This is a genomic window from Streptomyces sp. NPDC048424 (assembly GCF_040651555.1).
Classification (GTDB): Bacteria; Actinomycetota; Actinomycetes; order Streptomycetales; family Streptomycetaceae; genus Streptomyces.
The window spans coordinates 1-11904 of record NZ_JBEZKE010000065.1 but is presented as its reverse complement, the minus strand read 5'-3'; the positions used below and the strand labels follow the sequence as shown (position 1 = coordinate 11904).

General features: G+C 69.2%; 14 protein-coding genes. 12 read left to right on the top strand and 2 right to left on the bottom strand.

The window, feature by feature from the left end; translation table 11 throughout:
* Positions 1 to 209: 209 nt before the first annotated feature.
* Together AB0D29_RS38230 and AB0D29_RS38225 are read right to left on the bottom strand one after the other, a co-directional pair.
* The gene (locus tag AB0D29_RS38230; RefSeq protein WP_362860451.1) at positions 210 to 737 is read right to left on the bottom strand and encodes an ATP-binding protein; all 528 of its coding nucleotides are present in this window, start codon (positions 735 to 737) and stop codon (positions 210 to 212) included.
* The gene (locus tag AB0D29_RS38225) at positions 734 to 1492 is read right to left on the bottom strand and encodes a GntR family transcriptional regulator (RefSeq protein ID WP_362860450.1); all 759 of its coding nucleotides are present in this window, start codon (positions 1490 to 1492) and stop codon (positions 734 to 736) included. Before AB0D29_RS38225 ends, AB0D29_RS38230 begins: the two co-directional genes overlap by 4 nt.
* A gap of 461 nt (positions 1493 to 1953) precedes the next feature.
* On the opposite strand from AB0D29_RS38225, the gene AB0D29_RS38220 reads away from it, so the two are divergent.
* The 12 genes from AB0D29_RS38220 to AB0D29_RS38165 all read left to right on the top strand — a co-directional run bounded on the left by AB0D29_RS38220 (position 1954) and on the right by AB0D29_RS38165 (position 11780).
* Positions 1954 to 2223, top strand: a complete 270-nt coding sequence (locus tag AB0D29_RS38220) for a DUF6284 family protein (RefSeq protein ID WP_362860449.1) — start codon at positions 1954 to 1956, stop codon at positions 2221 to 2223.
* Positions 2220 to 3137: a DUF2637 domain-containing protein gene (locus tag AB0D29_RS38215; protein WP_362860448.1), complete on the top strand. Its 918-nt coding sequence runs from the start codon at positions 2220 to 2222 to the stop codon at positions 3135 to 3137. The genes AB0D29_RS38220 and AB0D29_RS38215 overlap by 4 nt, the downstream gene beginning before the upstream one ends.
* The gene (locus tag AB0D29_RS38210) at positions 3134 to 3517 is read left to right on the top strand and encodes an RRQRL motif-containing zinc-binding protein (RefSeq protein WP_362860447.1); all 384 of its coding nucleotides are present in this window, start codon (positions 3134 to 3136) and stop codon (positions 3515 to 3517) included. Before AB0D29_RS38215 ends, AB0D29_RS38210 begins: the two co-directional genes overlap by 4 nt.
* A gap of 20 nt (positions 3518 to 3537) precedes the next feature.
* On the top strand, positions 3538 to 3930 hold the full coding sequence (locus AB0D29_RS38205; protein WP_362860446.1) for a DUF3307 domain-containing protein: 393 nt from the start codon (positions 3538 to 3540) through the stop codon (positions 3928 to 3930).
* Positions 3931 to 3945: 15 nt separating this feature from the next.
* Complete coding sequence (locus tag AB0D29_RS38200; RefSeq protein WP_362860445.1) at positions 3946 to 4200, top strand: hypothetical protein; 255 nt, start codon at positions 3946 to 3948, stop codon at positions 4198 to 4200.
* On the top strand, positions 4197 to 4574 hold the full coding sequence (locus AB0D29_RS38195; RefSeq protein ID WP_362860444.1) for a DUF6251 family protein: 378 nt from the start codon (positions 4197 to 4199) through the stop codon (positions 4572 to 4574). The genes AB0D29_RS38200 and AB0D29_RS38195 overlap by 4 nt, the downstream gene beginning before the upstream one ends.
* A gap of 42 nt (positions 4575 to 4616) precedes the next feature.
* Complete coding sequence (locus AB0D29_RS38190) at positions 4617 to 4850, top strand: DUF6257 family protein (protein WP_362860443.1); 234 nt, start codon at positions 4617 to 4619, stop codon at positions 4848 to 4850.
* An 89-nt stretch (positions 4851 to 4939) separates the two neighbouring features.
* Positions 4940 to 7051 carry an ATP-binding protein gene (locus AB0D29_RS38185; RefSeq protein ID WP_362860442.1) on the top strand — a complete coding sequence of 704 codons (2112 nt, stop codon included), beginning with the start codon at positions 4940 to 4942 and terminating at the stop codon, positions 7049 to 7051.
* Positions 7052 to 7346: 295 nt separating this feature from the next.
* Positions 7347 to 8231 carry a bifunctional DNA primase/polymerase gene (locus AB0D29_RS38180; RefSeq protein WP_362860441.1) on the top strand — a complete coding sequence of 295 codons (885 nt, stop codon included), beginning with the start codon at positions 7347 to 7349 and terminating at the stop codon, positions 8229 to 8231.
* Positions 8232 to 8233: 2 nt separating this feature from the next.
* Positions 8234 to 9709, top strand: coding sequence for an ATP-binding protein (locus tag AB0D29_RS38175; protein ID WP_362860440.1), 1476 nt, complete (start codon positions 8234 to 8236; stop codon positions 9707 to 9709).
* Positions 9710 to 10188: 479 nt separating this feature from the next.
* Positions 10189 to 10422, top strand: a complete 234-nt coding sequence (locus tag AB0D29_RS38170; protein WP_362860439.1) for an excisionase family DNA-binding protein — start codon at positions 10189 to 10191, stop codon at positions 10420 to 10422.
* Positions 10423 to 10502: 80 nt separating this feature from the next.
* Entirely contained in the window at positions 10503 to 11780 is a 1278-nt protein-coding gene (locus AB0D29_RS38165) for a site-specific integrase (protein ID WP_362860438.1), read from the top strand.
* Positions 11781 to 11904: the final 124 nt, after the last annotated feature.

Below are 11904 nucleotides of genomic sequence, written 5' to 3'. Positions count from 1 at the left end.
GAAGCCGTGACCGGAATCGAACCGGCGTAACTCGCTTTGCAGGTTTGTCCACGCTGGTCGGCGGGCGAGCCGTTGTCGTTCAACCCCGTTCACCTCCGTACCCCCGCCCGGGGTGTGGACCGTTGTGAACGGCTCCGGACGGGGTTGAATGAGACGGAAACTGAGACGGAGGACCGTCCAGTTGACCTGCGCTTCCATCCCCGCTGGCGTCAGGATCGAAGGTCGTCCAGAGCTGCGATCACGGCGGCCGGATCGCCTTCGTACAACACATGTGGTTCGTCTGCTGCTGGGGGGACGAACCTCGTGCGGTACCGCTGTAGATCGCTTTCGGAGAAGTAGATCGAGTTGGGATCGTTCGCGTGGAACTCGTTCCGCTTACTGATCCTCGCCCACAGTTCCTCATGGCTAGTGGCAAGGTAAACGAGTACGGACGTTGCGCCGGCATCCGTAGCGATCGAGCGCCATTTCGTCCGGTCCGCAGGCGTCCAGAAGCCGTGATCTACAACGACATCATGTCCGGCTTTGAGTTGCTCCCGCAGGTCGGCAGCCACGTCTTCGAGCACGGGGCGCTCAAGGGTGGGGAAGACGCCTCGGGGGAAGTCCACCCCGTAGACGCCGTGCCGGCGGAACATCTCTTCGTCTGGGCATAGCCGTACGAAGCCGCGAGCGGTGAGAGCGCGGGAGAGGGTCGTCTTGCCGGAGCCGGGAAGGCCGACCATCAGGACGCAGACCGTCACGCGGTCACCTCTGATTCTGTTCGCCATGTCCGGCCCGGGCCCCCGAGGTCCACACCGTACTCAACGACGTTGCCCTCGCTGTCCACGAACTTGGCCGTCATCACGACTACCGGGTCGGTCGGCGGGTTGTCGGGGTCCAGTTCCAAGAGCTGTACGTACTCTGGCGTCAGCGGGCGGGCTGAAGCGGTGTCGACACGGTGGCTGATCGGGTGGCCCGTCACCTGGGCAATGAGCTGAAGCGACGTGCCCCCCGTCAGCCGCTCGCTCTCCGCGAGCTGGGGGATCAGCTTCCCGTAGCGAGCCGGGATCCACGACGTGCTGTGAGCGACGATGCCGTGTCGGTCGCGGTACACACGGCTACGCCGAACCACGTCTGAACCAGGCTGGATGTCCAGGGCTTGCGCCACGTCCTCGGGCGCGGGCACCACCGCCGCCTGGTGCGAGTCGGACCGCTCGCCTGCCCCCCAGCTGGACCCGGTACGGCGTCCCCGATCCTGTCGCTGGGACCCCGACGACATGGGGGCTGGCTGGTCCAGCACTTCGGTTCCGATGCCGTGGATGCCACGGACAAGCCCCTCGTTGCGCAGCTTGCGCAGCGCCTTCTCCGCTGTCGCCGTGCTCACTTTCCACTCTTCCGACATGTTCTTGATGCTCGGCAAGAGGGTCCCCGGCTGCAGCTGACCGGACGTGATCAGCTCCGAGTAGTGGGCGGCAATCCTCGCGTAAGGCGCCCGATTGTCGGCCTGGCCTGCCATGTTGTCCGCTCCTCCGCGACGACTTCCCTGGGGTTCCCTAGCTTACCGCTTGACACCGCAGGGAACCCTAGGGAACCTTAGGGATGTCCCCGCCGGACGGTTCGCCGGATGGAGGGGGCGGGACCTCAATGTGCCCTCAGTCATGGGCCGTTCGAGGTCAAGGGGCCCGGGACAGAGCGGGCCGAGGTGAACCCGGCGCCTGGTCATTAACCGGAGGGCTTAGACCGAAAGGTCACGTCTCCATACGCCTACGCCAGGTCCCAGACCTGAAGGAGACATGCGTACTGCTCAGCCCCTCCGCGCCGCTCGTGGCGCGGCCGGTTGCCTCCCCCGCCCGTCTCGAACGGGTGGGGTTGAGGGGAGCCGGAGCCCTTCCTGCTTTATCCCCAACGCAGTGCAGCCCCGGCGCGGGAACGCCGGGGGCTGCTGAGTCCCGTTCCTCTCTCGAAGGAGCAAGACCCATGAAGTCCATCGCTGCACTTCAGTACCTCGTTACCCCGTGGTCCGACGGCCTTGAGCCGACGGATGCGGAGCTGGAAGCGATCGAGATCGAGCTGCCGCTGATCCTGGCGGAACGTGACCTGCTCGACGCGCAGATCATGACGCTGGACCGGACGCCCACCGAGGTGGACGAGCAGCGGCTCCGGCGGGCCCGCCGGCAGGTGCTCGCCGCCCGGACCGCGCTGGAGAACCGGGCCGCTCACCTTCCGTCCTCGGGCGGCGCGGCATGAAGCGCAAGGCGAAAGCCGCGCTCGTCCTGGCCCTCGTCGTCGTGGTCGCCATGGCCTTCCGGGTCTCGTGGAACGCGCTGCGGGACGTGGCCAAGGCCATCGGTGCGGACGCGACGGCGGCCATGCTCTACCCGTTCGTGGTCGACGGCCTGATGGCCCTGGCCCTGGTCGCCGCGCTCACGCTCACCGGCGACGCCCGCCGATTCGCCCTGCGGGTGCTGGCCGGGTACACGCTGGCGTCGCTGGTCCTGAACTACGTGCACGGACTGCTGCCTGAGCTGCATTCCGAGTCGATCGGCTGGAGTCGACTGGCGGATGGGGACTTCACGAACTGGGTGCTCGTGCTGCTGGCGACGTCGCTGCCGGTTGGGTCGATCTACTTTGGCTCCGATCTCGTCGCCAAGGTTCTCCACCACCGGCCGGCGATCGAGCCGAACAGTCAGGAATCGGCTCAGATCGATTCAAATCGGTCGATGTCTGACCGGGGCGAACCGGTGGCCGAGGAGACGGCTCCGGGGGCGGAGATGGACTCTCAGCTCGTCCCGGTGGTCGAGCCGATCGAGGCCCGACCGCTCGCGGTGGCGGCCGACGCGCCTACCCCTCCGGCGGCGGCTCGTGAGCGTGTTCTGAAGAGTCTGGGGTTCCCGGACACCCCGGTGCCCGAGGCAAGCCAGCCGTCCCGTCGGCCGACTGGTCGGGTCCCGCAGGCGGCTCGATCGAGTCGACCGACGCGCACGGAAGCCGAGTTGTTGGCGGAGGCGCGGAGCCTGACGGAGTCGTGGCCGATCGAGAAGTTGACCGGTGAGGGGATCCGCAAGGCTCTGCGTACGTCTCCGGCGAAGGCCCGGGTCGTGCGTGAGGCGCTGAAGGCCGAGCGTGAGCGGGACACCACCGCCGTGGCGGTGGCCGGATGAGCCTGACCTTCGCGCGCTGCTTCGACCCGGCCGGGGCCGTCCACGGGATACCCACCTTCCCCTGGCGGCTCGCCCCGGAAGGGCTGGCAACCCGCCGGCAGTTACGGGCCTTGGGCCTGCGTCCCGGCGGTCAGGACATTGCCGGTCAGGTGCTGCGGCCGCGTTTTCGGCGTGGCCCGCTGACCGCGTTCCTGTACCGCGTCGACCGTGCCAAGCCGGTCCGGCCGATGACCCCGGCCAAAACGGCCGCGCTCGCCAAGGCCAACACGGCCCGCCGCACCTGCCCCGCATGCCGCCGCGACGCCGGATACGTCATCCCGGCCTCGCTCGGCATGTGTGTGCCCTGCGCCTACCCCGACACCGACCAGCACGCTGCCTGACCTGCCCGGAAGGGGCCGTCATGTTCGCTGAGATCGCGTTCCTGCTCTACGTCGGACATCTGCTGGCCGACTACCCGTTCCAGACCGATCACCAGGCCGCCCACAAGGCCGGATGCGGCCGCACCGGCTGGACCGCCAACGCCACGCACGCCTCCACCCACGTCCTGATCTGCGCCCTGCTGCTGGCCGTCGGATCGGTGGCGCTGGGATGGGAGCTCCCCCTCCTGCCCGCCACGGCTGCGGTCCTGTGGATCGGCATCAGCCACGGGTTCATCGACAGGCGCTGGCCCGTCGCCGCGTGGATGCGGATCGCCCGCCAGACCGGCTGGGCCGCCCACGGCGGTGCCGCACACGTCGACCAGACCGCGCACATCCTCGCCCTGACCCTCGCCGCACTCTTCCTCGCCACCTGACCCAAGGAGCCCCCAGTGACCAGCCCCAACGCGTGGCCCAAGGGCGTCGTCGCCCGCTACCTGACCCGTGCCGCCGAGATCCTGTCCGACCCGAACGCCACCGTGGACGTCCGCCGCAACCGGGACTACGGCCACAGCTGGGACTGCCGCGGCTGCGGCCACGGCACCAGCAGCGGCGACAGCAACGAGGTCCACACCCGCGCCCAGGCCCACGCCGAGAAGTGCCGCGCCATCCCGCGCCCCACCTGCACGGACGGGAGCCAGCAGTGAACCACCTGCCCGAACCCGCCCGGGTCGTCCAGCTCCCCGACGGCCGCAACGTCTACGTCACACCCGACCAGCTGCCCGCCACCTACGCCGGGCCGCAGGTCGTGCACCAGCACATCCACCAGGCGGCCCCGGACAAGACCGTGCAGCGGATCGCGCTCGGCTCCGGGGTCGGTGCCGGCGCGGTCGCGGCCGGCGTGTACTTCGGGCCGTTGCTGGTGGCCGCGCTGACCTCCATCGCCGCGAGTTTCGCCTTCCTGGCGTTCCTCGCCCTGGTCTTGGGCTGGGGCGTTCACACCGTCGTGAAGTCGGTCGGCAGCCCGGAAGGTGCGGCGGCCGTGAAGAACGTGCGCAAGGCACGCCGCAAGCGCGGCTGACCCCAAAGCCCGGACATCCCCAGCTATTCGAGGAGTTCTGTGATGGCGAAGGACCCGAAGTTCACCGCTCGCGAGATCACGAAGATCGGCTGGTACACGGCCCGGATGGCCAAGCGCGGTATCGCCGGGGAGAACGTCCACCTCGGCGACCTGCAGAAGAAGGTCGATCGGATCATCGACGGCGCCCGCGAACGCGAGCAGCAGCAGGCCGCCGACCAGGCTGCGGCCGAGAAGGCCGCCCGCAAGGCCAGGGCCAAGAACCTCAAGACCAAGTAGCTGTGCCCCGGGGCGGCCGTCCCGGCCAAGGAATCAGGCCGCCCCGGGCCCTACCCACCCGCTTGTCAGCGAGAGCAGGAGTTCTCAGCATGACCGACAACGTCGTCCCCCTCTTCAAAGACCCCACCACCGGCACCCACACACTGCCCGGCACCCCGCACACCATCGCCCCGGAGGCGGTCCGGCCGGTGCGGGTGTGGAAGCGCTCCGCACGCGGCCTGCGCACGGCCGTCACCAGCGAGCGGACCCGTACGGCGGCGCGGCTGGTGGCCCGCCACGGCCTGTACGTCATCGGCGGTACCCGGATCACGGCGAAGCGGGCGTGGGACGGGCGGACCGGATCCCGCTACGAGCGGATGATCCGTGCGGCTGAAGCCGGAGGGAACTTCGAGGAGGCCAAGGAGTGGGAGGACCGCCTCACCCGCTTCCGCGCGGCCCGGCACCACCGCCGGATGGATCTGTTGAAGGCGCCGCAGGACGCGGTGAAGAGCGCTGCGTACGGCACCGGCCTCACGGCTGGTGGTCTGCTGCTGCTGGGGGTCGTGCTGGCCATAGCCAACAAGGACGCCTCCTGGATCCTCGCCCCACTGGCCTCCGTGATCGAGGCGGTCTCCTGGATCGTCTACGTCGGCACGGTCGTGTGGGGGCCGACCCTCACGGTCGGCCCGTGGCTGGCGTTACTGGCCCTGTGGGGAGTCGGCCGGCAGAAGCAGACCGCCCCCACGTGGGCGCTCCCCGCCCAGCAGCATGACCTCGCCGGTGCCCCGATCACTCCGTCGGTCGTTGTCACCGCCCTGCGTGACCTCGGTATCGCGCCGCTGCGGAACGCCATCAAGGAGATGGGCGACGTAGGCGCGGCGATGCTCGGCCCGATCCGGATCGCGGGATGCGGAGTCGAGGTCGACGTGACTCTGCCCTCCGGTGTCTCTACCGCCGAGGTTCAGGGACGGCGGCGGAAGCTCGCCGAGAACCTGGCCCGGCACGAGCACGAAGTGTTCATCACCCTTCCCACCGCCGCCCGCACGGTGCGGCTGTGGATCGCCGATTCCGGTGCTCTCGACGAGCCGATCGGCCCGTCCCCGCTGGTCACGGACGAGACGACGACCGCGAACTACAAGACCGGGAAGGCGCCGTGGGGTCAGGACCTGCGCGGCGACGCAGCACTGATCAGCCTGTATCAGCGCATGCTGCTGATCACGGGCCTGTCCAACCAGGGCAAGACTGCCGCGCTGCGGGCGCTGGCCCTGTGGCTGGCCTTGGACAAGACGGTGGAGTTCCGGATCGCCGACCTCAAGGGCGTCGGGGACTGGGACATGTTCGACGGGCTCGCCACCACCCTGATTCAGGGGCCGACGGACGACCATGTCATCGATGCCACCGAAATGCTGGAGGCCGGTGTCGTGGAGATGGAACGCCGCATCCAAGCCCCGCCCGGCACGGTCTTCCCGCCGCTGGTTCTGGTCGTGGATGAGGCGCAGGTGGCGTTCATGTGCCCGGCCGTCGGCGCGGACAAGCGGCCCTACGGCGGGTCGAAGGCCACCTCCCGGTACTTCATGGCCGCGCGGAAGATCCACAACCAGGGGCGGGCCGTGGACGTGATCCTTTGGGAGGGCACCCAGGACCCCACCGACCAGAACCTGCCCAAGCTCGTCCGAGAGGGCGCCCACACCCGCGTATCCCTCGCCCTCGGCACCGAATCCCAAGCCCGCATGGCCCTCGGAGACAAGGCAGTCGACGGAGGCGCCGCTCCCCACCTACTGCGGCAGGGCCTCGACAAGGGCACCGTCGTGGTCGCCTCCGACGGCATCACCATCGCGGCCGGGCAGGCATCCATCACCGTGCGCACGCACTACATCGACACCGACACCGCCGGCACCATCGCCGACCGCGCCAAGGCCCTGCGCAACGGCGTCGTCACCGCGCACACCGTCCCGGACGTGGAGGGGCACGACCCGCTCGCGGACATCCTCACCGTCCTCGGCACCGAGACCCGCGTCCTCACGCAAGAGGTGCTGAAGCGGCTCGCCGCGCTGAACGGCAAGGCATACGGGCGGTGGTCGTTCATCGACCTCAAGCGCGTCCTCGACGGCACCGGCGCGGAGCCGTACAAGTCCGACGGCCGCATGGTCATCGGCCGCGACCGAGTAGCCCGCGCCGTCACCAACCGCCTCGACGAGGGTTCCGCTTCCGCCGTCGACTAGAGGGAGCCGACCCCTCACACGTCAGGGAGGCAGGGAGAACTCCCTGAACCCCTCCCTGACCCGCCTCCCTGTGCTTGACCTGCACAAATGATCTGCCAGGGAGGCAGGGAGGCGCCGCAGGACAGACCCCCAAAACCCCCTCCATGCACGCCCGGCCAGAGGGTGCCCACTCCTCCCTGACCAGCCAACGGTTGGGATTCCGCATCACCCGCCCGACATGCCAAGAGCGGCCCCCCTCACGCCAATGACTGGGGCCGCTCTCATCCAGAACACTCGAAGAACTGGAGACACCAGCATGACCCACACCACCGACATCCCGCGAGACCACGAGCGTGCGGCCTTACCGGCCCACCTGCGGACCGCGCTCCAGCTCGCCGAGCTGGGCTTGCCCGTACTGCCGTTGCGAGAGGGGAAGCTGCCCTTTGGGAACTGCCGCGCCTGCACCCGCTCCGCATGCGGGGACCGCCAGAACATGAAGGCCGCCGGCCCGTGCGAGTGCCCGGCTCCGTGCCACGGGTGGGGCGCCGCCACCACCGACCCGGACATCCTCACCTCACCCGCGTGGGCAAGGGCCTGGCGGCAGGCACAGGCCGTCGCCTACCACCCCGGTGGCGCCGCGCTCACCGTCGTCGATCTCGACGATGCCGACGCCATCGTGTGGGCTCGCGAGACCCTTCCCGCTACCAAGACCGTGTCGACGACGCGCGGGGAGCACTGGATCTACCTCGGCACCATGACCTCCCCCAACAACGTCCGGCCCGGCGTCGACATCAAGTCCGTGATGTCCTACGTCCGCTGGCTTGGCCCTGGGACCGGCCGCATGCAGCTCCTGCCCGACGTCGTCCGCTCGCTCGCCGTCAAGGAGCCCACCGAGGTCAGGCCCGCACCGTGCGCCGTCACCGTGCCCGCCCCGGCCGGGGACGCGGTGTGCCGGCACCGCTCACCCGCCTATCTGGAGCGCGGTATCGCCATGGCGGAGCAGCGCATCACCGAAGCACCGGACGCCATCCACAAGACCGTGTACCGGACGTTCCTCGCCGTTCTCTCCGCGCACGGATGGTGCGGCTGCCTCACCGAGAACCACGTCGGCCGACTGTTCACCGCCGCGCAGGCCAAGGGCGAGTCCCTGCGGCACTGCGAGATCGCCTGGACCAACGCCCGCACCAAGCTGGGGATGTAGCGATGCCCGAGGACGAGAAGAACCCGGCACGCAAGATCATCACCGACTACGCCCAAGCCCACTTCCGGTACTTCCGCACCCCCGACGGCACCGTGTACGCGCAGCGCAACGGCCACCCCGTGGCCCGCCCGATCCGCTCCCAGGGCACGACTGGCAGCCACCGCCAAGAACTCATGGTCGGACTCTTCAACGACGGACTCGGCGTGTTCAACGGCACGTCACTCAAGGAGGCGTTGGACTTGATCGAAGCACTCGCGCTCAGTCAGGACGTCCAGCCCACCCACATCCGCGTCGCCCCCGGATACGACGGAGCGACCTGGCTCGACCTCGGCCGCGACGACGGCCAGTCCATCCGCATCCACCCCACCGGCTGGGACATCCTCACCCCCGACCCGCAAGAGGTCTGCTGGCGCCGCACCCAGCTCACCGGCGAACTCCCGCTGCCTGAGAAGGACACCGACGGCAAGGGCATCGACCTGCTGCTGAGGCTGTGCAACTTCGCGAACGCCGAGAGCGAGTGCCTGGCCATCGCGTGGCTGATCGGCTGCCTGGAGCCGTCCGTGCCGGTCCCGGCCCCGTTCCTCACCGGCCCCCAGGGCGCCGGTAAGTCCACCGGTGGGCGGATGCTGGTGCGGATCATCGAGGGCATGAGCGGTGACCTGCGCCGCGCCCCGAAGGACGAGGAGAACCTGATCACGGCCGTCGCCGCCGGATGGGTCACCGCCCTGGACAACCTCTCCCACCTGCCCCCGGACCTCTCCGACCTGATGTGCTGCATCGTCACCGGCGCCGAAAGCATCAAGCGAGCCCTGTTCACCGACGGAGACGTCGTCCGCTCCCGCTACCGCCGCCCCCTCCTTCTGACCGGCATCGACGTCGGCGTCATCCGCCCCGACCTCGCCGAACGGCTCCTTCCGCTGCGTCTGGAGCGCCCCCGGGTACGGCGTACCGAAGCTGAGCTGTGGGCGGAGTACGCGCAGGTACTCCCCGTCATCCTCGGCTCGCTGCTGGACCTCACCGTGAAGGTGCGGGCCACTGAGGCCGACATCCCCACCGACCTGCGCATGGCCGACTTCGCCCACCTCTGCGCCCAGCTCGACGCAGCCAACGGCCTCGGCACGCTGAACGCCTACCGGGCCAGCCTCGACGACCTCAACGACGACGTGATCGAGGGAGACCTCCTCGCACAGACCGTCCTCAAGCACGCCGCCGGCGCCGACCCCGGGGTGGAAGTCCGGATGACCTCCACCGAGTGGCTGCACGCCCTCACCCAGCTCTACGCCGGGGAGGACTGCCGGCCCCTGCCCAAGGGCTGGCCCACCACCGGCAAGGTCTTCTCCGACCGCCTCAAGCGGCTCCAGCCCACCCTCGCCGCACGCGGCGTCCTCGTCGACTGGGGCCGCACCAAAACCGCCCGCTACATCGAGATGACCCGACCCGCCGCCCCGGCGGCGCAGCAGCCGGACCCGATGTTCTAACCGGCGCCCCGGGAACCAGATGCCTATGAGCAAGAGGAGCACCCGGCCCCGCCAGGGCGTGCTCCTCTTGTTCTTCCGGCGGCTCGCCGCCGCTGCAATGGACGTGCCGCGCAGCGGCTCCCCATTCGCGTTCTGAGACGCACCGCACAACAACAGACACCCCTTCTCTTTTTCCTAAGAGAAGAGACACTGCGTCACCCGCGTCACTACCGGGATACAGACGGCCCGTGACCTGCGGCCACACCGGTGACGCAGACGGTCAACGGCTACGTCATCACGCGTCACTCGCGTCACCGGCCTGCCTGGGCCTGGTGACGGTGACGCAGGCCGGTGACACACGACTGACCTACCGCGTCACCGAAATTCGCAGGTCAGACCGGCAAATGACACAGGCGACGCGGTGACGCAGAAATCCCAGCCTCGGACACAACGCGCATCCCCGGTACAGGCCCGAAGGACTGCCCCACAGGAGTGCCCACGTGAGCATCACTTACCTGAACGACGCCAGAACCGCCCGGGATAACGACCTCGCCCCGGTTCTCCTGACCGTCGAAGAGGCCGCACGCTGCCTCCGTGTCGGGCGGACTACCTGCTTCGCCCTCATCGGCAGCGGAGAGCTGGAATCGCTGTTGGTCGGCGGGCTGAGGCGGGTCCCCGCCGATGCGCCGGCCGCGTACCTCGCCCGTCGCCGCGCTGAGCGGCAGGCCGTCTGACCTATGCACCACCGGAGCGCTGTCCCACTGCGGGCAGCGCTCCGGCCGTTTCCACCCTTCCGAACCGAAGGAGCCCGCCTGTGGCGGAGGAGAAGAAGCGCACTCGACAGCCCAACGGCCGCAGTTCCATCTATCAGGGCAGCGACGGCAAATGGCACGGCCGCGTGACTGTTGGCATCCGTGACGACGGCACGCCGGACCGACGCCACGTCGAACGCAAGACCCGCGCCGAGGTGACCGCTGCTGTCCGGGAGCTGGAGAAGCAGCGCGACGCGAAGACCGTGCGGAAGCCGGGAAAGGCGTGGACGGTCAGGACGTGGCTGACGCACTGGGTGGAGAACGTGGCACCCCTGGCGGTCAACGACAACACCATGGTCGGGTACCGCGTTGCCGTGAGAAAGCACCTGGTCCCCGGTCTGGGCGCACACCGGCTCGACAGGCTCAAGCCCGAACACATTGAGACGTTCTACGCCAAGATGCAGGCCAACGGTAGTAAGTCGGCCACCGCGCATCAGGTGCACCGGACCTTCCGCACCGCCCTCAACGAAGCGGTTCGACGCGGGCATCTTGGCAAGAACCCGGTCCAGTTGGCCAAGGCTCCGAAAACGGGGGACTACGAGGTGGAGCCCTACAGCGTGCAGGAAGTGCAGCGGCTGCTGAGCGCCGCTGAGAGGCAACGCAACTCGGCGCGGTGGGCGGTTGCCCTCGCCCTCGGGCTGCGGCAGGGGGAGGTGCTGGGACTGACCTGGGATGACGTCGACCTGGAGGGCGGGTTCCTCGTGGTCCGCCGTAGCCGCCACCGGCCGCAGTACGCCCACGGGTGCGCCGAACCGTGCGGGCGGAAGGCGGCCGGCTACTGCCCGCAGCGGCGGCGCACGAACCCGGAGCTGTCCACCACGAAGTCCCGCGCGGGCCGCCGCGCTGTCGGTCTGCCCGACCAGCTCGTCGACCTGCTTCGTGACCATCTGAAGGCACAGGAGAAGGAGCGGGCGGCGGCCAAGCGGTGGCAGGAGAACCGGCTGGTGTTCCCCGACGAACACGGCCGCAGTCCGTCCCACCGCCGGGACTGGGCCGAGTGGAAGGATCTGCTGGCCGAGGCGAACGTCCGGGACGGCCGCCTGCACGACGCCCGGCACACGGCCGCGACGGTGCTGTTGATCCTCGGGGTTCCCGAGCGCGCCGTCATGGGGCTCATGGGGTGGTCGACCACCGCCATGGCCGCTCGGTACCAGCACATGGTGGACGCGGTCCGGACGGACATCGCGAGGCAGGTGGACGGGCTGATCTGGAAGGCCGCGGCGGACCGGCCGGACGAGGGCGACGACGGCGCCGCCGGGGTTCTCGTACCGGCCAACTGAGACGGGAACTGAGACGAACAGCCAAATGGGCGGCACCCCGTGTGGGGTGCCGCCCATTCGTTTTGCCTGATCAGGCATTCAGAAGCCGTGACCGGAATCGAACCGGCGTAACTCGCTTTGCAGG

What these genes read in the sequence shown, in the direction of transcription:
- AB0D29_RS38225 (WP_362860450.1), bottom strand. Translation starts at nt 1,492, where the DNA reads ATGGCAGGCCAGGCCGACAATCGGGCGCCTTACGCGAGGATTGCCGCC.
- AB0D29_RS38220 (WP_362860449.1), top strand. Translation starts at nt 1,954, where the DNA reads ATGAAGTCCATCGCTGCACTTCAGTACCTCGTTACCCCGTGGTCCGAC.
- AB0D29_RS38215 (WP_362860448.1), top strand. Translation starts at nt 2,220, where the DNA reads ATGAAGCGCAAGGCGAAAGCCGCGCTCGTCCTGGCCCTCGTCGTCGTG.
- AB0D29_RS38210 (WP_362860447.1), top strand. Translation starts at nt 3,134, where the DNA reads ATGAGCCTGACCTTCGCGCGCTGCTTCGACCCGGCCGGGGCCGTCCAC.
- AB0D29_RS38205 (WP_362860446.1), top strand. Translation starts at nt 3,538, where the DNA reads ATGTTCGCTGAGATCGCGTTCCTGCTCTACGTCGGACATCTGCTGGCC.
- AB0D29_RS38190 (WP_362860443.1), top strand. Translation starts at nt 4,617, where the DNA reads ATGGCGAAGGACCCGAAGTTCACCGCTCGCGAGATCACGAAGATCGGC.
- AB0D29_RS38185 (WP_362860442.1), top strand. Translation starts at nt 4,940, where the DNA reads ATGACCGACAACGTCGTCCCCCTCTTCAAAGACCCCACCACCGGCACC.
- AB0D29_RS38180 (WP_362860441.1), top strand. Translation starts at nt 7,347, where the DNA reads ATGACCCACACCACCGACATCCCGCGAGACCACGAGCGTGCGGCCTTA.
- AB0D29_RS38175 (WP_362860440.1), top strand. Translation starts at nt 8,234, where the DNA reads ATGCCCGAGGACGAGAAGAACCCGGCACGCAAGATCATCACCGACTAC.